The organism is Enterobacter sp. CP102 (genome assembly GCF_025152625.1).
Lineage (GTDB): Bacteria > Pseudomonadota > Gammaproteobacteria > Enterobacterales > Enterobacteriaceae > Enterobacter > Enterobacter soli.
This window is the reverse complement of record NZ_CP104014.1, coordinates 3264211-3283824: the sequence shown is the minus strand read 5'-3', so window position 1 is coordinate 3283824 and position 19614 is coordinate 3264211. Positions and strand designations below refer to the sequence as shown.

General features: G+C 55.3%; 18 protein-coding genes. 13 read left to right on the top strand and 5 right to left on the bottom strand.

The genetic code is table 11. The annotated features are described in order from the left end of the window. Positions 1–58: 58 nt before the first annotated feature. Complete coding sequence (locus N1249_RS15465) at positions 59–988, bottom strand: formate/nitrite transporter family protein (protein WP_259830799.1); 930 nt, start codon at positions 986–988, stop codon at positions 59–61. A gap of 314 nt (positions 989–1302) precedes the next feature. Between N1249_RS15465 and mlaA the strand changes: the two genes are divergently transcribed. Continuing rightward, positions 1303–2055 carry a phospholipid-binding lipoprotein MlaA gene (gene mlaA, locus N1249_RS15460; RefSeq protein WP_259830797.1) on the top strand — a complete coding sequence of 251 codons (753 nt, stop codon included), beginning with the start codon at positions 1303–1305 and terminating at the stop codon, positions 2053–2055. 44 nt (positions 2056–2099) lie between these two features. Here the strand turns inward: mlaA and fadL are convergent, their stop codons facing one another. Next, a complete protein-coding gene (gene fadL, locus N1249_RS15455) occupies positions 2100–3446 on the bottom strand; it encodes a long-chain fatty acid transporter FadL (RefSeq protein ID WP_259830795.1) in 1347 nt (448 codons plus the stop codon). A 371-nt stretch (positions 3447–3817) separates the two neighbouring features. Here fadL and N1249_RS15450 point away from each other — a divergent pair, with 371 nt between their 5' ends. The 4 genes from N1249_RS15450 (at position 3818) to sixA (ending at position 8499) form a co-directional block, all read left to right on the top strand. Then, complete coding sequence (locus tag N1249_RS15450; RefSeq protein ID WP_014071158.1) at positions 3818–4102, top strand: YfcZ/YiiS family protein; 285 nt, start codon at positions 3818–3820, stop codon at positions 4100–4102. Positions 4103–4346: 244 nt separating this feature from the next. Further along, positions 4347–5657: an acetyl-CoA C-acyltransferase FadI gene (fadI, locus tag N1249_RS15445; protein ID WP_259830792.1), complete on the top strand. Its 1311-nt coding sequence runs from the start codon at positions 4347–4349 to the stop codon at positions 5655–5657. Next, complete coding sequence (gene fadJ, locus N1249_RS15440) at positions 5657–7804, top strand: fatty acid oxidation complex subunit alpha FadJ (RefSeq protein ID WP_259830791.1); 2148 nt, start codon at positions 5657–5659, stop codon at positions 7802–7804. Before fadI ends, fadJ begins: the two co-directional genes overlap by 1 nt. A gap of 209 nt (positions 7805–8013) precedes the next feature. After that, positions 8014–8499, top strand: coding sequence for a phosphohistidine phosphatase SixA (gene sixA / locus N1249_RS15435; RefSeq protein WP_259830788.1), 486 nt, complete (start codon positions 8014–8016; stop codon positions 8497–8499). Positions 8500–8536: 37 nt separating this feature from the next. Here the strand turns inward: sixA and smrB are convergent, their stop codons facing one another. Next, entirely contained in the window at positions 8537–9088 is a 552-nt protein-coding gene (smrB, locus tag N1249_RS15430) for an endonuclease SmrB (protein ID WP_014071154.1), read from the bottom strand. Between the two features lie 145 nt (positions 9089–9233). On the opposite strand from smrB, the gene prmB reads away from it, so the two are divergent. From prmB to N1249_RS15400, 6 genes are read left to right on the top strand one after another with little or no spacing between them, the layout of a single operon-like run. After that, positions 9234–10166, top strand: a complete 933-nt coding sequence (prmB, locus tag N1249_RS15425) for a 50S ribosomal protein L3 N(5)-glutamine methyltransferase (RefSeq protein WP_041162095.1) — start codon at positions 9234–9236, stop codon at positions 10164–10166. A gap of 60 nt (positions 10167–10226) precedes the next feature. After that, positions 10227–11312: a chorismate synthase gene (gene aroC, locus N1249_RS15420; RefSeq protein ID WP_014071153.1), complete on the top strand. Its 1086-nt coding sequence runs from the start codon at positions 10227–10229 to the stop codon at positions 11310–11312. 2 nt (positions 11313–11314) lie between these two features. Next, entirely contained in the window at positions 11315–12139 is an 825-nt protein-coding gene (mepA, locus tag N1249_RS15415; protein ID WP_014071152.1) for a penicillin-insensitive murein endopeptidase, read from the top strand. Further along, positions 12139–12948 carry a sulfite exporter TauE/SafE family protein gene (locus N1249_RS15410; RefSeq protein WP_259830768.1) on the top strand — a complete coding sequence of 270 codons (810 nt, stop codon included), beginning with the start codon at positions 12139–12141 and terminating at the stop codon, positions 12946–12948. Before mepA ends, N1249_RS15410 begins: the two co-directional genes overlap by 1 nt. After that, positions 12948–13493, top strand: a complete 546-nt coding sequence (locus tag N1249_RS15405; RefSeq protein ID WP_259830766.1) for an elongation factor P hydroxylase — start codon at positions 12948–12950, stop codon at positions 13491–13493. Before N1249_RS15410 ends, N1249_RS15405 begins: the two co-directional genes overlap by 1 nt. Before the next feature lie 13 nt (positions 13494–13506). Further along, positions 13507–13782, top strand: a complete 276-nt coding sequence (locus tag N1249_RS15400; RefSeq protein WP_259830764.1) for a YfcL family protein — start codon at positions 13507–13509, stop codon at positions 13780–13782. A gap of 74 nt (positions 13783–13856) precedes the next feature. Here N1249_RS15400 and mnmC read toward each other — a convergent pair whose 3' ends face one another. Continuing rightward, positions 13857–15857, bottom strand: coding sequence for a bifunctional tRNA (5-methylaminomethyl-2-thiouridine)(34)-methyltransferase MnmD/FAD-dependent 5-carboxymethylaminomethyl-2-thiouridine(34) oxidoreductase MnmC (mnmC, locus tag N1249_RS15395; RefSeq protein WP_259830762.1), 2001 nt, complete (start codon positions 15855–15857; stop codon positions 13857–13859). Positions 15858–16015: 158 nt separating this feature from the next. Between mnmC and fabB the strand changes: the two genes are divergently transcribed. Both fabB and N1249_RS15385 read left to right on the top strand, forming a co-directional pair. Continuing rightward, positions 16016–17233 (top strand): beta-ketoacyl-ACP synthase I, encoded by a 1218-nt coding sequence (fabB, locus tag N1249_RS15390; RefSeq protein ID WP_259830760.1) that lies wholly within the window; start codon positions 16016–16018, stop codon positions 17231–17233. Positions 17234–17301: 68 nt separating this feature from the next. Further along, positions 17302–18480: an MFS transporter gene (locus N1249_RS15385; RefSeq protein ID WP_259830751.1), complete on the top strand. Its 1179-nt coding sequence runs from the start codon at positions 17302–17304 to the stop codon at positions 18478–18480. Positions 18481–18565: 85 nt separating this feature from the next. Here N1249_RS15385 and flk read toward each other — a convergent pair whose 3' ends face one another. Next, entirely contained in the window at positions 18566–19570 is a 1005-nt protein-coding gene (gene flk / locus N1249_RS15380) for a flagella biosynthesis regulator Flk (RefSeq protein ID WP_259830749.1), read from the bottom strand. Positions 19571–19614: the final 44 nt, after the last annotated feature.

Here is a 19614-nt window from a genome sequence, read left to right as displayed (position 1 = left end):
GCCTTATTTACACTTTGCGTTAAGCTCATCGCCGCCTGACTGCTCAAAGAGTCGCCATTCAGTCCATTTTTTTTGCCGATTTTTCATTATCTTCCCGAGCCTTAAGCTCGGCTTTGCGCTTGTTGGACATGTCATTGCGGATTTGCGCGTGGCTCAGCAGGGCAAAAATAAACGTCCCACCGCAGATATTGCCTGCCAGCGTCGGGAGGGCGAAAGGCCATAAAAAATGGCTCCAGTGCAGCGTGCCGCTAAAGACCAGATAAAGAACTTCCACGCTACCCACCACAATGTGCGTGGTGTCTGCGAGCGCGATAAGCCAGGTCATCAGGATAATCACCACAATTTTCGCACTGCCCGCTGAGGGAAACATCCAGACCATTGTGGCGATAATCCAGCCGGAGATAATCGCATTAGCAAACATCTCAGCAGGGGTGTTTTTCATTATATCCATACCGATTTTCACAAACGCATCCCGGGTGGCTTCATCAAAAATTGGCATGTACTCAAAGGCCCAGGCCGCGACACCCGTGCCGATAAGATTTCCCAGTAACACCACGCTCCACAAGCGCAACAGCAGGATGGCATTCCCGGAGGTAGGGCTATGCATCACCGGGAGCACGGCCGTAACGGTGTTCTCCGTAAACAGTTGCTGGCGCGCCATAATGACGATTACAAAGCCGAACGTGTACCCGAGGTTTTCCAGTAAAAAACCGCCGGGCACATCCGCCAGATGAACATGAAAAATCCCTTTCGCCAGCAGCGATGCGCCCATCGATAAACCTGCGGCGATGGCTGACCACAGCAGGGCCATGGCATCCCGCTCCAGCTCTTTTTCCCCGTCCTGGCGAATATGTTCGTGGATGGCCATCGCCCGGGAAGGCAGACGGTCTTCATCGACTTCTATCTTCTCACCGCGACGCTTTTCCTCACTCTCGACTTCATGGTCGCCATTCTGCTCACCGATTTTTTCTTCGCCAATCTCTTTCATAGCCGCTCCGGATAAGAATCTTTCTGTTAAGGGTAGCGATTTTTTATGGTTTACCTGTGGGGATGCTCTTAAATTCCTGACAATGGCAACAAAGGTGATACATCTCTTTCAAAGCCAATATAAAATTGCCAGCGAAACGAAATCAAAAAGCCAGGCTATGCTGAGATTAGAGTGACGGTGATTACTGCCCGTAATTGTGTGCGTGGACATCGGTAAGCGTGCTGTTACAATCACTTGCACGTTTACAGACGGGGCGTCAGACGCTCCGTTACGGATGGCAATCAACGATAGCCATACTGAACAGGGAGATATTTATGAAACTTCGGCTGTCGGCGCTTGCGCTGGGCACTACGTTGCTTGTGGGCTGTGCAAGCTCGGGCGAGCAAACTGGGCGCTCTGATCCTTTAGAAGGGTTTAACCGCACCATGTACAACTTCAACTACAACGTGCTGGATCCCTATGTGGTTCGTCCGGTGGCGGTTGCGTGGCGCGATTATGTTCCACAGCCTGCCCGAAACGGGTTGAGCAACTTCACCAGTAACCTGGAAGAGCCTGCGGTGATGGTGAACTACTTCCTGCAAGGCGATCCGTACCAGGGTATGGTGCACTTCACCCGCTTCTTCCTGAACACCCTGTTGGGTATGGGCGGCTTTATTGATGTTGCAGGTATGGCGAACCAGAAACTGCAACGTGAACAACCGCACCGCTTTGGTAGTACGCTGGGCAGCTATGGCGTGGGTTACGGTCCGTATGTGCAGTTACCATTCTACGGCAGCTTTACTGTGCGTGATGATGGCGGCGATATGGTCGATACGCTGTATCCGGTGCTGTCCTGGCTGACCTGGCCGCTGTCGGTAGGGAAATGGACGCTGGAAGGGATTGAAACGCGTGCTCAGTTGCTGGATTCCGACGGTCTGCTGCGCCAGTCCTCCGATCCGTACATCATGGTGCGTGAAGCGTACTTCCAGAATCACGATTTTATTGCCAATGGCGGCAAGCTGAAACCGGAAGAGAATCCAAACGCGAAGGCAATCGAAAACGAATTAAAAGATATCGATTCGCAGTAAATAAAAAAGGTGAGCAATGCTCACCTTTTTTGATCTCTGTGCGATTAGAACTTGTAGTTGAAGTTGGTACCGAACAGCCAGGCTTTACCTTCTGAGTGGAAGGTGTAAGCCGCCGCGCCTTCACCTTCGGTGAAGTTCACGTTCTGACCGTGCATATAAGATGCGCCAACGTCGATGGACGCGTCATCGTTAAATGCGTAAGTCGCACCGGCGCTCAGCCACAGACGGTCCTGATCCGGGATAGAGATAGAACGCTTGTCGGCCGGAACCGGGCTATCATCAAATGCGATACCGGTACGGAAAGTCCAGTTCTTATCGTAGTAGTAGGTTGTACCCAGCGCGATACGATAAGCATCTTTGAAGCTTTCATCTTTATAGAACAGCGTCTGGCCGTTATCACCGGTGGCTTTCAGCTCCTGGAACTGGCTCCAGCTGGTGTAGGTCAGGCTATAGTGGATAGCCCACTGTGGTGCTACACGGTTATAACCGGAGATTTCCCACATTTCTGGCAGATGCAGTGACAGAGAACCGTTCTCGGTTCGCCCGCCGGTACCCGCCGGAAGGCCCGTCAGACCCATATTACCCAGAATGGTGCTCAGGTTCGGGTTGATGGAGCTTTTGTAGTCGCCGTCGAAGTCAATTTTCACTTCCGAACGGTAGGTCAGACCCCAACGGTTGTTTTTATCCAGTTCATACAGGATACCCGCGTTCCAGCCGAAGCCCCACTCGTCACCTTTCAGGTGGGCGATCTGGTCATCCGGGGAGCTGATCCCGTCCAGATAAGAAGGAGGAACTCTGCCATTGAGCTGCCCTGCCAGAAGTGGGCCCAGAGAGCCGGCATAACGCTCGATCTTCGCTTTTGCGTAAACGGCATCTACGCCTAAACCGAAGCTCCAGTTGCTATCCAGACGGTAGGCACCGCTCAGGTTCAGGTTAACGGTTTGCAGGTCGGTTTTACCGCCATAAATACCGGCACCGTAGTTTTCGCCAAATTCTGTTGCCAGACCATAGTTGGAGGTTACAGATGCACCCCAACCGAACTGATCGTTGATTGGCATAACAAAGTGCATGTTAGGAACCCAGGCTGTTGGCGCAATGTTGTCCTGGTTGGCACTTTGTCCGGTTAAGCTGGATTTGCCGGTGACGTTAACATCAGGGTCGATGTAAACCGCACCGATAGAGAAGGTAGGACGATCAAACATCGTGATAAGTGCAGGGTTACGACTCGCGTTACCTGCATCATCAGCGATTGCACCTTCCCCGGAATACGCACGGCCAAGGCCAGAGGAAGAAAATTCGTTAAGCTGGAAGCCCGCTGACCAGGCGGACGTTGAGACGATTGCCACTGCAACTGCTAACGCAGTTTTTTTGAACAGGGTTTTCTGGCTCATGACCATAACCTCATTGAGTTATTTTTATGCAAAAATTGTTACATACCGTAACAGGAGCGCGAAGTGTAGGGTCTGTGTTAAGACATACAAATCAGACCAGTGGCGTGAGTATAGGTCTGACCAGATGTAATGTTGCAAGTTTGTTTATTAAGTTTTTCCAATATGTTTCTTGAAACGGGATCTGGTTGGCAAAAATGTGACCATCCCGGCTCACCCGAAAGGGTGATTTTTGTCTTAGATCATTTTTAAGCGTGATATTGGTCACTTATCCCATTTTGCGCCATTAACGGCTGGAGCACCCGGTCATCGGGGCGTAAAATATCGGCAACGTGTTTATCTCGCGCCCGGCGCGAATACAGAGGAAAGCTACTATGAGTAAATGCAGTGCTGATGAAACCCCGGTTTGCTGCTGTATGGATGTTGGTACCATCATGGACAACACCGATTGCACCGCTTCCTACAGCCGTGTGTTCACTAACCGTACCGACGCTGAAGAAACCCTGGCTGCGCTGACTAAGCGTGCGCGCGATGTTGAGTCCGAACCGTGCGACATCAAATCAACCTTCACAGAAGTTGAAGGCGGCGTGCAGCTGGATATCGACTTTGTGTTCGCCTGTGAAGCAGAAACGCTGATCTTCCAGCTGGGCCTGCGTTAATCCTTTTTGCCCGGCGGCACTTTGCTTGCACAGGCCTGCGAACGCGTAGGTCGGGTAAGGCAACGCCGCCACCCGGTAACATACCGCACAAATGCCTCTGCCATGCAGGGGCATTTTCTTTTTCTTCTCTGTGTTTTAGCTCGCACTTTTTCGTTTCCCCGATTGGCTGAATGTAAAAAAATGGTTAAGACTGTTATCAGGTCAGACCACTTTGCGTTGAGCATGAATTTTACAGGGGAGTGTTATGAGTCAGGCATTACCGCTTATCACCCGACAAGGTGACCGCATCGCCATTGTCAGCGGGTTGCGTACGCCGTTTGCGCGTCAGGCAACGGCGTTTCACGGCATCCCGGCGGTCGATCTGGGAAAAATGGTGGTGGGGGAGATGCTGGCTCGCAGCGAAATACCGCCTGAGGTCATTGAACAGCTGGTTTTCGGCCAGGTCGTGCAGATGCCGGAAGCACCCAACATTGCGCGGGAAATTGTCCTGGGGACAGGCATGAATGTGCATACCGATGCTTATAGCGTGAGCCGTGCGTGCGCCACCAGTTTCCAGGCGGTCGCTAACGTGGCAGAAAGCCTGATGGCCGGTACTATCCGTGCTGGCATTGCCGGCGGTGCCGACTCCTCTTCCGTACTGCCGATCGGAGTTAGTAAAAAGCTGGCCCGCATTCTGGTAGACGTCAATAAAGCCCGTACTACCGGGCAGCGCCTCAAACTCTTCTCGCGCCTGCGTTTACGCGATCTGATGCCTGTACCGCCCGCCGTGGCGGAGTATTCGACCGGTCTGCGCATGGGCGATACCGCCGAGCAGATGGCGAAAACCTACGGCATCACGCGTGAGCAGCAGGATGCACTGGCCCACCGTTCACACCAACTGGCCGCAAAAGCCTGGTCTGAGGGCAAGCTGGCCGACGAGGTGATGACCGCGTATATCCCGCCTTACCGCGAACCGCTTGCGGAAGATAACAATATTCGCGGCACGTCGACGCTGGCGGATTACGCGAAACTCCGCCCGGCATTTGATCGCAAACATGGCACCGTCACCGCAGCCAACAGCACGCCACTGACGGATGGTGCCGCCGCCGTGATGCTGATGACCGAATCTCGCGCCAGAGAGCTGGGCATAAAACCCCTGGGCTATCTGCGCAGCTATGCGTTCACCGCCATTGATATCTGGCAGGACATGCTGTTAGGCCCGGCCTGGTCTACGCCGCTGGCACTGGAGCGCGCCGGATTAACGCTCGCGGATTTGACGCTCATTGATATGCATGAAGCCTTTGCCGCACAAACCCTGGCGAACGTGCAGCTTCTGGCAAGCGACAGATTTGCGCGCGAGGTTCTGGGTCGGACAAACGCCACCGGCGAAGTGGACGAAAGCAAATTTAACGTGCTGGGTGGTTCTATTGCTTACGGCCATCCTTTCGCCGCCACGGGCGCACGAATGATCACCCAGACATTACACGAACTGCGTCGTCGCGGCGGTGGATTTGGGCTAGTTACCGCCTGTGCGGCGGGTGGGTTGGGTGCGGCAATGGTACTGGAGGCAGAATAATGGACATGACATCGGCATTCACGCTCAATATTCGCCCCGATAACGTCGCTGTAGTCACGATTGATGTCCCCGGTGAAAAGATGAATACCCTGAAGGCCGAGTTCGGTGTTCAGGTGCGGGCGATGTTAAAGCAGATCCGCGAAAATAAAGAGCTTCGTGGGCTGGTCTTTATTTCGGCCAAGCCGGATAACTTTATTGCCGGGGCGGATATCAACATGATCGCCCGCGCGAATAATGCCCTGGAGGCCGAAGAGCTGGCGCGGCAGGGGCAGCAGGTGATGGCCGAGATCCACGCATTGTCTGTTCCGGTGATTGCGGCTATTCACGGGGCGTGTCTTGGTGGCGGGCTGGAACTTGCCCTGGCCTGTCACAGCCGGATATGTACCGACGATGCGAAAACTGTTTTAGGTTTACCCGAAGTGCAGCTTGGGCTGTTACCGGGATCGGGTGGCACGCAGCGTTTGCCGCGCCTGGTCGGCGTGAGTACATCGCTGGAGATGATCTTAACCGGCAAGCAGCTTCGCGCGCGTCAGGCGCTGAAAACGGGTCTGGTGGATGAGGTTGTGCCGCATTCGATATTGCTGGAAGCCGCTGTTGAACGGGCGCTTAAAGGGCGCCAGGCCAAACGGCATCTGCCGGTACGTGAGCGTATCCTGGCGGGTCCGCTTGGGCGTGCGCTGCTTTTCAGTATGGTCGGTAAGAAAACAGCGCAAAAAACGAAGGGCAACTATCCGGCAACCACACGCATTCTGGAAGTGATTGAAACCGGTCTGGCGCACGGCAGCAGCAGCGGATATGCCGCTGAGGCAAAAGCCTTCGGTGAACTGGCGATGACGCCACAGTCTCAGGCATTGCGCAGCATCTTCTTTGCCAGCACCGATGTGAAAAAAGATCCTGGCAGTGACGCTGAGCCTGCATCTTTGCGCGCTGTGGGCGTGCTGGGTGGTGGGCTGATGGGCGGTGGTATCGCCTTTGTGACCGCCAGCAAGGGCAAATTGCCCGTGCGTATCAAAGACATCAATCCGAAAGGGATTAATCATGCGCTGCAATACAGCTGGCAGCAGCTTGATCAAAAGGTCAAACGCCGCCATATAAAGGCAAGTGAGCGAGACAAAACGCTGGCACTGATTTCGGGGGCGACTAACTACAGTGGTTTTGCCCATCGTGACCTTGTTATTGAGGCGGTATTTGAAGATTTAGCGCTTAAGCAAAAGATGGTGGCGGATGTCGAGCAGTATTGCGCACCCCATACCATTTTTGCCTCTAACACCTCGTCGCTACCGATTGGTGATATTGCGGCGCACGCTGCTCGCCCTGAACAGGTGATTGGCCTGCATTTCTTTAGCCCGGTCGAAAAAATGCCGCTGGTGGAAGTGATTCCACACGCCACGACCAGCCCGCAGACCATCGCCACCGTCGTGAAGCTTGCCAAAATGCAGGGCAAGACCCCGGTTGTGGTGGCCGATAAAGCCGGTTTCTACGTTAACCGTATTCTTGCGCCTTACATAAATGAGGCGATGCGGCTACTGACGGAAGGGGAGAAGATCGAACATGTTGACGAGGCGCTGGTTAAGTTTGGTTTCCCGGTTGGCCCAATCCAACTTTTGGATGAGGTAGGAATAGATACCGGCACTAAAATTATACCTGTGCTGGAAGCTGCATATGGAGATCGTTTTAGCCCGCCTGCAAACATTGTTTCAGCAATTTTGAAGGACGATCGCAAAGGCAGAAAAAATGAACGCGGTTTCTATCTTTACGCGCAGAAAGGGCGTAAAAGCAAGAAACAGGTCGACCCTTCGGTTTATGGGCTTATTTCAGCAACCGGGCAGGGAAAACTGTCGGCGGTTCAGTGTGCTGAACGCTGTGTGATGATGATGCTTAACGAAGCAGCGCGCTGCTTTGGCGAGCAGGTAATCAAAAGCGCACGAGATGGCGACATAGGTGCTGTTTTTGGTATCGGTTTCCCGCCGTTCCTTGGCGGCCCGTTCCGTTATATGGATACACTGGGAGCGGGTGAAGTGGTTGCCACTCTGCAACGCCTTGCCACGCAATATGGTCCGCGGTTTACACCCTGTGACGAATTATTGCAAATGGCAGAACGCGGCCAAACTTTTTGGTCTGCAAGGGAAACTGGCCTCGTAAGTTGAGGTCAAAGAAGGGTAAATCCTGAGTTGAGTGAACCTGTTTTGGCGAATTTGTAAACAGAGATTGACTATACTTACGCCATTGAGGTAAAAAACAGCGTTTCATTCACCGAATGGATCAGGCACAATGCCCGGCCACCAGGTTTTCTACCTCTGTAGCGTCATCCCGGGTAGTCAGCGCTGGTGATTCTGGTTAACAAAAGCGGTGCAATATGCAAGTTTTTATCATGCGTCACGGCGACGCGGCACTCGATGCCGCCAGTGACTCAGTACGTCCTTTGACTCTCTGTGGCTGCGACGAATCCCGTCAAATGGCTACCTGGCTTGAAGGTCAAAAAGTGGATATCGAACGTGTTCTGGTGAGTCCGTTCCTGCGTGCAGAACAGACCCTGGACGTGGTGGGTGAGTGTATGATCCTGCCGTCCAACGTTGATGTTCTCCCAGAACTTACGCCGTGCGGCGATGTTGGCCTTGTGAGCGCGTATCTTCAGGCGCTGTGCAATGAGGGCGTCTCCTCTGCGCTGGTCATTTCCCACCTGCCTCTGGTTGGCTATCTGGTATCTGAACTGTGCCCGGGCGAAACGCCACCGATGTTTACGACTTCTGCCATTGCTAACGTCACCCTCGACGAAACGGGCAAAGGGGTCTTTAACTGGCAAATGAGTCCGTGCAATCTGAAGATGGCGAAAGCTATCTGACCTGACGTGCTTTCTGGCGGGGCTACCCGCCAGTCTGTCAGGGCAGTTCCGGCGGCTGCCACTCTTCCACTTCAATCAACACCAGTAATGCGGCGTCTCCGCCGTACTCTTTTGGTGCCTGATGAAATGCCATCACGTGTGGGTGTTGGGCAAGCCATAACGGCGTTTGCTGCTTGAGGATATGTTTACCGTGGCCGTGCATCACGCAGGCGCAAAACACATGCTCCCGACGGCACGCGGCAATTAATGCTCCCAGCTCTTGTTTCGCCTGCATCTGGGTTAACCCGTGCAGATCGAGAAACAGTTCCGGTGAATAATCTCCCCGACGTAATTTTTTCAGTTCAAAGTGGCTAACGTCTTCACGCACATATTTCACTGCGCCCTGGGTATTCAGCAGCGGCTGAAACTCGTCCGAAAAATAGTGGCTGTTATCAGCCTGTTCCTGCAATAAACGTTTAACCGGTACTTCGGTCACTTTCTTGCGCATCGGGCGCTGGACAATGGTGTCCTGCTTGATTTGACGCGTTCCGGTCATGAGCTGACGGAAGAGCGACTGATCCTCCTGGCTGAGCGTTGTTTTCTTTTTCATTAGCCTGTCTCATCTCTTATTTCCAATAGTGTACCTGACTAAACGCATTTTTTAACCTCAAGCAGTAAGCGTCATTGCTGATTTATCGCCGTCTTCATGGCAAACTAGCCGCCGAAAATTATGCGAGCGTGCCCTGGAGGAAAGAGTGGATAAAATATTTGTCGATGAAGCAGTAAACGAGCTGCATACCATACAGGACATGTTGCGCTGGTCGGTTAGCCGCTTCAGCGCCGCGAATATCTGGTACGGTCACGGTACCGATAACCCGTGGGATGAGGCTGTTCAGCTGGTGCTGCCGTCCCTCTATCTGCCGCTGGATATCCCTGAAGACATGCGCAGCGCGCGCCTCACCTCCAGCGAAAAGCATCGCATCGTTGAGCGCGTGATCCGTCGCGTTAACGAACGCATCCCGGTTGCCTATCTGACCAACAAAGCCTGGTTCTGCGGCCACGAATTCTATGTTGATGAACGTGTTCTGGTGCCGCGCTCGCCAATTGGTGAGCTGATTAATAACCACTTTGATGGCCTGATTAATCACCAGCCGCAGCATATTCTGGACATGTGTACCGGCAGCGGCTGTATCGCTATTGCCTGCGCTTATGCCTTCCCGGAAGCGGAAGTGGATGCCGTGGATATCTCTACCGATGCGCTGGCCGTGACCGAGCACAACATTGAAGAGCATGGGCTTATCCATCATGTGACGCCGATCCGCTCCGATCTGTTCCGTGACCTGCCTGCGCTGCAGTACGATCTGATTGTCACCAATCCGCCGTACGTCGATGCAGAAGACATGTCCGATCTGCCAAACGAATATCGCCATGAGCCGGAGCTGGGCCTGGCATCAGGCTCTGACGGCCTGAAGCTGACCCGCCGCATTCTGGCCTGTGCGCCGGATTACCTGACCGACGACGGCGTTCTGATTTGTGAAGTGGGCAACAGCATGGTACATCTGATAGAGCAGTACCCGGATGTGCCGTTCACCTGGCTCGAGTTCGACAACGGTGGTGACGGTGTCTTTATGCTGACCAAAGCGCAGCTGCTCGACGCGCGCGAACACTTCAGCATCTATAAAGATTAATCCAGCGGGCTTCGGCCCGTTTCACAACGCTCAAACACAAATAACGACATCGGAGCCGTGATGGCAGGAAACAGTATTGGACAATTATTCCGCGTGACCACCTTTGGTGAGTCGCACGGGCTGGCACTGGGTTGTATCGTTGATGGCGTACCGCCGGGCATCGAACTGACCGAAGCCGATTTACAGCACGACCTCGACCGTCGTCGCCCGGGCACCTCTCGCTACACCACGCAGCGTCGCGAGCCGGACCAGGTAAAAATTCTTTCTGGCGTGTTTGAAGGCCGTACCACCGGCACCAGCATTGGCTTGCTGATTGAAAACACCGATCAGCGTTCCCAGGACTACGGCGCCATCAAAGACGTATTCCGTCCGGGCCACGCCGACTACACCTACGAGCAAAAATACGGTTTTCGTGATTATCGCGGCGGCGGTCGTTCTTCCGCGCGTGAAACCGCGATGCGCGTAGCCGCAGGCGCCATTGCGAAAAAATACCTGGCACAAAAATTTGGCGTCGTTATCCGCGGTTGCCTGACCCAGATGGGCGACATTCCTCTGGCGATCAAAGACTGGGAGCAGGTTGAACAAAACCCATTCTTCTGCGCCGATGCCGATAAGCTGGAAGCTCTGGACGAACTGATGCGTGGCCTGAAAAAAGAGGGCGACTCCATCGGTGCCAAAGTGACCGTCGTGGCTGATGGTGTTCCCGCAGGCTGGGGCGAGCCGGTCTTTGACCGTCTTGACGCTGATATCGCTCACGCAATGATGAGCATCAATGCGGTGAAAGGCGTTGAGATTGGCGACGGTTTTGGCGTGGTAGCCCTGCGTGGCAGCCAGAACCGCGACGAAATTACGAAAGACGGTTTCCAGAGCAATCACGCGGGCGGTATTCTCGGCGGGATCAGCAGCGGGCAACAGATTGTCGCCAACATCGCGCTGAAACCGACCTCCAGCATTACCGTTCCGGGGCATACGATTAACCGCTCTGGTGAAGAAGTCGAGATGATCACCAAAGGCCGTCACGATCCGTGCGTGGGGATCCGCGCAGTGCCGATCGCTGAAGCGATGCTGGCGATCGTGCTGATGGATCACTTCCTGCGCCAGCGCGCGCAGAATGCGGATGTGACGACCACCATTCCACGCTGGTAAACATGAAAAAAACCGCAATTGCTCTGCTGGCGTTACTCGCCAGTGGAGCCAGTCTGGCCGCCACGCCGTGGCAAAAAATCACCCATCCGGTGGCGGGAAGTGCACAGTCTATCGGTGCGTTTTCGAACGGTTGTATTGTTGGCGCACAAGAGTTGCCGCTGCAATCAGACACCTATCAGGTGATGCGTACTGACCAGCGCCGCTATTTTGGCCACCCGGACCTGGTGCTGTTTATTCAGCGTCTGGGCAACCAGGTGCACAATCTGGGGCTGGGAACCATGCTCATCGGCGATATGGGAATGCCTGCCGGTGGCCGCTTCAACGGTGGACACGCCAGCCACCAGACCGGACTGGATGTCGATATCTTCCTGCAACTGCCGAAAGCGCGCTGGAGCTCCGCACAACTGCTGAAACCGCAGGCGCTGGATCTGGTCGCGAGCAGCGGTAAAAACGTGGTGCCCTCGCTTTGGTCACAGGATGTCTCCAGCATGATTAAGCTGGCGGCGAAAGATAACGACGTCACGCGGATTTTTGTAAACCCGGCCATTAAGCAACAGCTCTGCCTGGATGCCGGCACCGATCGTGACTGGCTGCGCAAAGTGCGCCCGTGGTTCCAGCATCGTGCGCATATGCACGTCCGTCTGCGTTGCCCGGCAAACAGTCTTGAATGCGAAGATCAGCCGTTACCGCCGCCAGGCGATGGCTGTGGCGCGGAACTGCAAAGCTGGTTTGAACCTGCAAAACCTGGAACCTCTAAGCCTGAGAAGAAGACACCGCCTCCGTTGCCGCCTTCCTGTCAGGCGCTACTGGATGAGCATGTACTTTAATGGATAATTTCGTCGATCTGTTTATGGTGTCACCGCTGCTGCTGGCGGTGCTCTTTTTTGTTGCGATGCTCGCCGGGTTTATCGATGCGCTGGCGGGTGGGGGCGGTTTACTGACGGTCCCGGCCCTGCTGGCCGCAGGCATGAACCCTGCACAGGCACTGGCAACCAATAAGCTCCAGGCCTGCGGCGGCTCTCTGTCTGCATCGCTCTATTTTATCCGCCGCAAGGTGGTTAATCTTGCCGATCAGAAACTGAATATCCTGATGACCTTTATCGGCTCTACGTCTGGCGCGCTGCTGGTTCAGCACGTGCAGTCCGACATTCTGCGCCAGATCCTGCCCATCCTGGTTATCTGTATTGGTCTGTACTTTTTGCTGATGCCAAAACTCGGTGAAGAAGACCGTCAGCGTCGTCTGCACGGCCTGCCGTTTGCCCTGATTGCCGGTGGCTGCGTCGGTTTTTACGATGGCTTCTTCGGGCCAGGCGCAGGCTCGTTTTACGCGCTGGCGTTTGTGACGCTGGCGGGGTTTAACCTCGCCAAATCCACCGCTCATGCCAAAGTGCTTAATGCGACCTCCAACGTAGGCGGCTTGTTGCTGTTTATCATTGGCGGAAAGGTTATCTGGGCAACCGGGTTTGTGATGATGGCGGGGCAATTTTTGGGCGCGCGCGCAGGCTCGCGTCTGGTGTTAAGCAAAGGGCAGAAGCTGATCCGTCCGATGATTGTTGTGGTGTCGGCGGTGATGAGTGCCAAGCTTCTTTATGATAGCCATGGACAGGAGATCCTCCACTGGTTGGGGATGAACTAATGGACAGTAAGCATAATTACGAACAGCTGATTGAGATTTTTGACGGCTGTTTTGCCGCTGAATTTAATACCCGTCTGATTAAAGGCGACGACGAACCGATCTATCTTCCTGCTGATGCAGAGGTTCCGTACAACCGCATTGTGTTTGCGCACGGCTTTTATGCCAGCGGGATGCACGAGATCTCGCACTGGTGTATTGCGGGGAAAGCGCGTCGTGAGCTGGTGGACTTCGGCTACTGGTACTGCCCGGACGGACGCGACGCCGCGACGCAGGGGCAGTTTGAAGATGTAGAAGTGAAACCGCAGGCACTGGAATGGTTGCTGTGTGTAGCGGCAGGATTCCCGTTTAACGTCAGCTGTGACAACCTCGAAGGCGACTTCGAGCCTGACCGTATTGTCTTCCAGCGCCGCGTTCATGCGCAGGTGATGGAATATCTTGAAAAAGGGATCCCGGCACGTCCGGCGACCCTGATCAGGGCTTTACAGAATTATTACCACACGCCGGAGATGACGGCGGAATGCTTCCCGTGGCCGGAAGATCTTTAACTGAGGAAATAAGATGATCGCAGAATTTGAATCACGCATTCTGGCGTTAATTGATGACATGGTGGAACACGCCAGTGATGATGAGCTGTTCGCCAGCGGTTATCTGCGTGGTCACCTGACGCTGGCGGTTGCTGAGCTGGAAGCAGGGGACGATCACTCTGCTGAAGCTGTGCACCAGGAAGTAACCCGTAGCCTGGAGAAAGCGATTCAGGCCGGTGAACTCTCCCCGCGTGACCAGACCTTAGTGTTGGGGATGTGGGACAATCTGTTCCAGCAGGCTAAACGCTAAGTCATCGTTTTTCGCCCGGTGGCGCTGCGCTTACCGGGCCTACGAATCTGTGGGAGAGGGCGCCAGACCGCACCCTACTTAACCATCTTCCCCTTCAGCAGTTTTCGTACCCACAGCCGGTTTGGATTGAGCCCCGCCAGCGTAACTCCGTCCAGCGGAATCGGCTCATCGCTCATCTGCGCGGCCAGCACTTCTGCCAGCAGTGGCGCAGAACACAGCCCGCGGGATCCCAGTCCGCCCAGCATAAACAGCTCTGGATATACCGGTGCACTGACTGCACTTTCTCTGTTTTCAGCAAGATCCTGGTAGGTCTCAAGCGTTGCTTCAAAGTCCGGCACATTGCCCACCATTGGCAGATGATCGCGGGTGGCGCAGCGTACGCCGCAGCGCGCTTCACCGGCGCTGATGTCTACCTCTTTCGCCCAGTCAGCCTGCGGGAAGCAGTCAATCAGGCGCTGACGATTCTGGCGTTGGTCTTCTTCGCTGTAGTGCATCTCTGTCGTGCCACGATGATAGCTGGCTCCGATGCAGTGATGCCCGTTAGACGGGTTTTGCGGCGTCAGATAGCCGTCATAGCACAGTACCTGGCGCAGTTTGCCCAGTTCAGGCGCTGCGGGAATATGGCTGACCTGACCGCCGACCGGATAGAGCGGCAGGTTTTCCGTCTGGGTAAACTGGCTGATGTGGTGTCCGTTCGCCAGCACCACGCTGGCATGTTGCGTGTGGTCACCCTGGGTAAAGTGCAGGGACCATTGCTCGTCGTCACGGCTCAATGATGCAACCTCATGGGAGTAGTGCACCGTCAACCCCCGTGACCGGGCAAGATCGATTGCCGCCGCCGTCAGTTCGGCCGGGCATAGCCAGCCGCCATGCGGATACTGGATGCCATCGCAGCCGGTTTCAAGGCCGGTGGTTTCCAGAACCTGCTGTGCCGTTACCGGGCGGGCTATCTCAGGGGGTAATCCCAGCGAGAGCATTTGCGCGATCTTCTGCTGGCTCTTTTCATCCCAGCCGAGCTGTGTGACGCCGCACCAGTCATGATCGAACGACACCGGCAGGTTGTCGTACAGGCGACGGGCAAAGGTAAATGCTGCCGGGAAGAACTGACTCAGCGCCGGATCGTGTGCGCTCAGCAGCGGGTAGAGCGCGCCCTGACGGTTACCCGATGCGCCTGTCGCCGGGGCGTCGTCAGCGCAGTAAAGCGTCACTTTCCAGCCCCGCTGCACAAGCGCGAGAGAGAGCAGGGCGCTGGCAATACCCCCGCCAATAATTGCCGTCTCGCGGGATGCGCTGGCGCGACGGGCATACCAGGGTGCCTGAGCGGGTTGGTCGAGAGTTTGCTCCATCACGCCCGTCAGCATTTCGCGTTTGCGGCCAAACCCTTTGGTTTTCTGCATGGTAAAGCCCGCTTCCTGTAACCCGCGCCGGACAAAACCCGCAGAGGTGAAAGTAGCAAGCGTTGCACCAGGGCGTGCCAGCCGTGCCATTGCCATAAACAGATGCTGGCTCCACATGTCCGGATTTTTGGCGGGGGCGAACCCGTCCAGGAACCAGGCGTCGACTTTCTGATTTTGCGTATCGTCGAGTCTGTCGGTCAGATCGTTAATATCGCCAAGCCATAAATCCAGCGTCACGCGCCCGCCGTCGAGCCACAGGCGATGACAGCCGCCAACGGCCGGTGGCCACTGCGCCTGAAGCTGCTCAGCCCAGGGAGCCAGCTCCGGCCAGTGCTGATGCGCGAGCGTCAGATCGTGTGCGGTCAGCGGAAATTTTTCGAAACTGATGAAATGTAATCTTTGTAGCGTAGCCTCAGGATGCGTCGCGTGAAACCGGTCAAACGTCTGCCAGAGGGTGAGGAAATTAAGCCCGGTACCAAAACCACTTTCCGCCACCACAAACTGGCTACGCGGATGCGAAGGGAAGCGGTCGGGAAGCTGGTTTCCGCCGAGGAAAACATATCGGGTCTCCTCCAGTCCATTATCATTAGAAAAATAGACGTCATCAAAATCTCGGGAAACAGGTGTACCCTCAGCATTGAATTCGAGGTTGGCGGGTTGTATAGCGTTTTGTTTCACGTAAGTTACTCGTCTGGCAGGCAGTGGCACGATCTTAACGATGTGAGCCCATCGGCGCAAATTTCCGCAGAAATTGGCTGATCGGACTTGTTCGGCGTACAAGTGTACGCTATTGTGCGACTCGAAACTTAATATAGTGCGACTTACAGAGGTATTGAATGAAACGTGCAGTGATTACTGGCCTGGGCATCGTTTCCAGCATCGGTAATAACCAGCAGGAAGTCCTGGCATCTCTGCGTGAAGGACGCTCCGGGATCACTTTCTCTGAAGAGTTTAAAGATTCGGGAATGCGTAGCCACGTATGGGGTAACGTCAAACTGGACACCACCGGTTTGATCGACCGTAAAGTGGTTCGTTTCATGAACGATGCCTCTATTTACGCCTATCTTTCTATGAAGGAAGCCATTGCTGACGCCGGTCTGAGCGAAGACGTTTATCAGAACAACCCACGTGTTGGTCTGATTGCAGGCTCAGGTGGTTCTTCTAAAGCCCAGGTATTTGGTGCTGACGCGATGCGTAGCCCGCGTGGCCTGAAAGCTGTGGGTCCTTACGTTGTGACCAAAGCGATGGGTTCTGCGGTTTCCGCGTGCCTGGCAACGCCGTTCAAAATCCACGGCGTGAACTACTCTATCAGCTCTGCTTGTGCGACTTCCGCACACTGTATCGGTAATGCGGTTGAGCAGATCCAGTTGGGCAAACAGGACATCGTATTTGCTGGCGGCGGCGAAGAGCTGGGCTGGGAAATGGCCTGTGAGTTCGATGCGATGGGCGCACTGTCCACCAAATACAACGAAACGCCAGACAAAGCTTCCCGTACCTATGATGCGAACCGTGACGGTTTCGTTATCGCTGGCGGTGGCGGTATGGTTGTGGTTGAAGAGCTGGAACACGCTCTGGCACGTGGGGCTCACATCTATGCTGAGATCGTTGGTTACGGCGCAACGTCTGACGGCGCTGACATGGTTGCTCCATCTGGTGAAGGCGCAGTGCGCTGCATGAAGATGGCAATGCACGGCATTGATACCCCAATCGACTACCTGAACTCCCACGGGACTTCTACTCCGGTAGGCGACGTGAAAGAGCTGGGTGCAATCCGTGAAGTATTCGGCGACAACAGCCCGGCAATTTCTGCAACTAAAGCGATGACCGGTCACTCTCTGGGTGCGGCTGGCGTGCAGGAAGCTATCTACTCTCTGCTGATGCTGGAAAACGGCTTTATCGCCCCAAGCATCAACGTGGAAGAGCTGGACGAGCAGGCTGCTGGTCTGAACATCGTAACCAAACCAACTGAAGCGACACTGACTACCGTGATGTCCAACAGCTTTGGTTTCGGCGGCACCAACGCCACCCTGGTGATGCGTAAGCTGAAAGCATAAGCGTTTGAATGTATAGTAGAAGGGAGCCTGATGGCTCCCTTTTTTTATGCCTGAATTCGGAGTTATGCATGACGGCCGCTACATCAGATATAAACGCCACGTCCGGGAACACCTCGCTGTTCCGCATCGCTTTTGCGGTATTTCTTACCTACATGACCGTCGGCCTGCCGCTGCCGGTGATCCCGCTGTTTGTTCATCAGGAACTGGGCTATGGCAACACCATGGTCGGCATTGCCGTCGGTATCCAGTTTTTAGCCACGGTATTAACGCGTGGTTATGCCGGGCGTCTGGCCGATCAGCACGGGGCTAAACGTTCTGCGCTACAGGGCATGTTCGCCTGCGGGCTGGCCGGTGGCGCATGGCTACTGGCGGCACTCCTGCCTGTGGAGCCCATGTATAAATTTGCGCTGCTGATTGTGGGGCGCCTGATTCTGGGGTTTGGTGAAAGTCAGCTCCTGACTGGCACCCTGACCTGGGGAATGGGGCTGGTTGGCCCCACGCGTTCGGGTAAAGTGATGTCCTGGAACGGAATGGCCATTTATGGCGCCCTGGCTGCGGGGGCACCGTTAGGGCTGCTGATCCACAGTCACTTTGGTTTTGCGGCGCTGGCGGGTACGACTATGGCGCTGCCACTTCTGGCGTGGGCGTTTAACGGTTCGGTGCGTAAAGTGCCGGCGCATAAAGGTGATCGCCCGTCCCTGTGGAGTGTGGTCGGGACAATCTGGCAACCCGGGCTGGGCCTTGCCTTGCAGGGTGTAGGTTTTGCGGTGATAGGCACATTCGTCTCGCTTTACTTTATGAGCCGTGGCTGGGCGATGGCCGGTTTTACCCTGACGGCCTTTGGTGGCGCGTTCGTACTGATGCGCGTGCTGTTCGGCTGGATGCCGGATCGCTTCGGTGGGGTGAAGGTGGCGGTGGCATCGCTGGTGATTGAGGCCATCGGTCTGGTCATGCTCTGGCAGGCGCCTGTGGCGTCTGTTGCTCTGCTCGGCGCGGCCTTGACCGGCTGCGGTTGCTCGCTTATTTTCCCGGCGCTCGGCGTTGAGGTGGTTAAACGTGTTCAGCCGCAGGTCCGAGGGACTGCTCTTGGCGGTTATGCCGCGTTTCAGGATATCTCCTACGGGGTGACTGGGCCACTGGCGGGAGTGCTTGCCACATCCTTTGGTTATCCGTCCGTCTTCCTGGCTGGCGCGGTGTCCGCGGTTGTTGGGATCGTGGTGACGCTGGTGGCGTTTCGTAGGTCGTAGTTTTATGCCCGGTAGCGCTTCGCTTACCGGGCCTGGAACCGCGCGAATCGTAGGCCGGGTAAGGCGTAGCCGCCACCCGGCAGTTTTAAGCAACCAGCCAGAAAATCGCCAGTGCTATTAACAGCGCAATAAACATCAATCCAGGGCGGGCTGACAAGGTTCTGAACGTCTCCACTACCGGCGCAAATAGCGGGCTGTAGATCGGCTGAATGTTTCGCGCTTCCGGTATACCGCCTTCGCGTTCTGCGCGGCGGACAAAGATCTGATTCAGCAAATCCTGCACCTGCGGCGTGGTCAGTACCGTTTGCGGCGTTGCCTGCCAGGTCTGCTGGGCGTAATCCCGAATCACTTCAAACTCATGCGGCTCAAGCGGTTGTTTAAGGGCCGCCTGTAGCGTATGCAACGTCGGGGCGCTCTGGGTGCTGAGCGTCTGACGCGCCTGGAGCCAGGTAACCAGATGGGTAAACTGTTTTGCCGGGATCATCTCTCCGGCTTTCACGCCAGAAAGTTCCAGCATGGATTGCCAGATAAGCTTCGTCGGTTCGCCCGTTGCGGCCGCCAGTTTGGTCACCATCTGCTTAAGCGTATTGTGCTCTGCGGGCAACAGTGGACGCTCGGTTGCCGGACGCTGCTGCGGTTGAGGGATAGCAAGCTGATTGGTTTGCAAAAGCGTCAGCACGGTCTTTAACTGTTCTGGTGTGAGCTGACTGAGCGCAGTCTGTCCGTACTGCTGGCGAATGAAATCGCTCGCCGCCTGGCGGTTATTGCCCTGGCCCAACAGCTCAGTCAACTGCGCAATAATCTGGCGAGTATTGTGGTTAAGTTGTGCCGAATTCAGGCGCTGATTCAGGTTTTGCTCTGCAGCAGGGAAGTGGCGCGACTGGAGCGGCGCGTCGTTTCGTATCCCTAAATCATGCTTCACCCCGGCCCATACCTCTGCGTTTTGCTGCGAAGTGAGGGCGATCAGGCGTGTTATCAGGCGCTCCAGCACGGTACGCTGTTGCGTGGATAGCGGTTGTTCGCCTGCGATATTGGGGGTTACGGGACCTTCGCCGGGAGGGCGCGGCGGCGTACCTGAAATGGGCTGCATCGTCAAAAATCCTTAAAGTCAAAACTCTGCGTAAACCAGGGTTT

Excerpts from the sequence above, each read along its gene's own strand:
- N1249_RS15465 (WP_259830799.1), bottom strand. The coding sequence starts at position 988 with ATGAAAGAGATTGGCGAAGAAAAAATCGGTGAGCAGAATGGCGACCAT.
- mlaA (WP_259830797.1), top strand. The coding sequence starts at position 1,303 with ATGAAACTTCGGCTGTCGGCGCTTGCGCTGGGCACTACGTTGCTTGTG.
- fadL (WP_259830795.1), bottom strand. The coding sequence starts at position 3,446 with ATGAGCCAGAAAACCCTGTTCAAAAAAACTGCGTTAGCAGTTGCAGTG.
- N1249_RS15450 (WP_014071158.1), top strand. The coding sequence starts at position 3,818 with ATGAGTAAATGCAGTGCTGATGAAACCCCGGTTTGCTGCTGTATGGAT.
- fadI (WP_259830792.1), top strand. The coding sequence starts at position 4,347 with ATGAGTCAGGCATTACCGCTTATCACCCGACAAGGTGACCGCATCGCC.
- fadJ (WP_259830791.1), top strand. The coding sequence starts at position 5,657 with ATGGACATGACATCGGCATTCACGCTCAATATTCGCCCCGATAACGTC.
- sixA (WP_259830788.1), top strand. The coding sequence starts at position 8,014 with ATGCAAGTTTTTATCATGCGTCACGGCGACGCGGCACTCGATGCCGCC.
- smrB (WP_014071154.1), bottom strand. The coding sequence starts at position 9,088 with ATGAAAAAGAAAACAACGCTCAGCCAGGAGGATCAGTCGCTCTTCCGT.
- aroC (WP_014071153.1), top strand. The coding sequence starts at position 10,227 with ATGGCAGGAAACAGTATTGGACAATTATTCCGCGTGACCACCTTTGGT.
- mepA (WP_014071152.1), top strand. The coding sequence starts at position 11,315 with ATGAAAAAAACCGCAATTGCTCTGCTGGCGTTACTCGCCAGTGGAGCC.
- N1249_RS15410 (WP_259830768.1), top strand. The coding sequence starts at position 12,139 with ATGGATAATTTCGTCGATCTGTTTATGGTGTCACCGCTGCTGCTGGCG.
- N1249_RS15405 (WP_259830766.1), top strand. The coding sequence starts at position 12,948 with ATGGACAGTAAGCATAATTACGAACAGCTGATTGAGATTTTTGACGGC.
- N1249_RS15400 (WP_259830764.1), top strand. The coding sequence starts at position 13,507 with ATGATCGCAGAATTTGAATCACGCATTCTGGCGTTAATTGATGACATG.
- fabB (WP_259830760.1), top strand. The coding sequence starts at position 16,016 with ATGAAACGTGCAGTGATTACTGGCCTGGGCATCGTTTCCAGCATCGGT.
- N1249_RS15385 (WP_259830751.1), top strand. The coding sequence starts at position 17,302 with ATGACGGCCGCTACATCAGATATAAACGCCACGTCCGGGAACACCTCG.
- flk (WP_259830749.1), bottom strand. The coding sequence starts at position 19,570 with ATGCAGCCCATTTCAGGTACGCCGCCGCGCCCTCCCGGCGAAGGTCCC.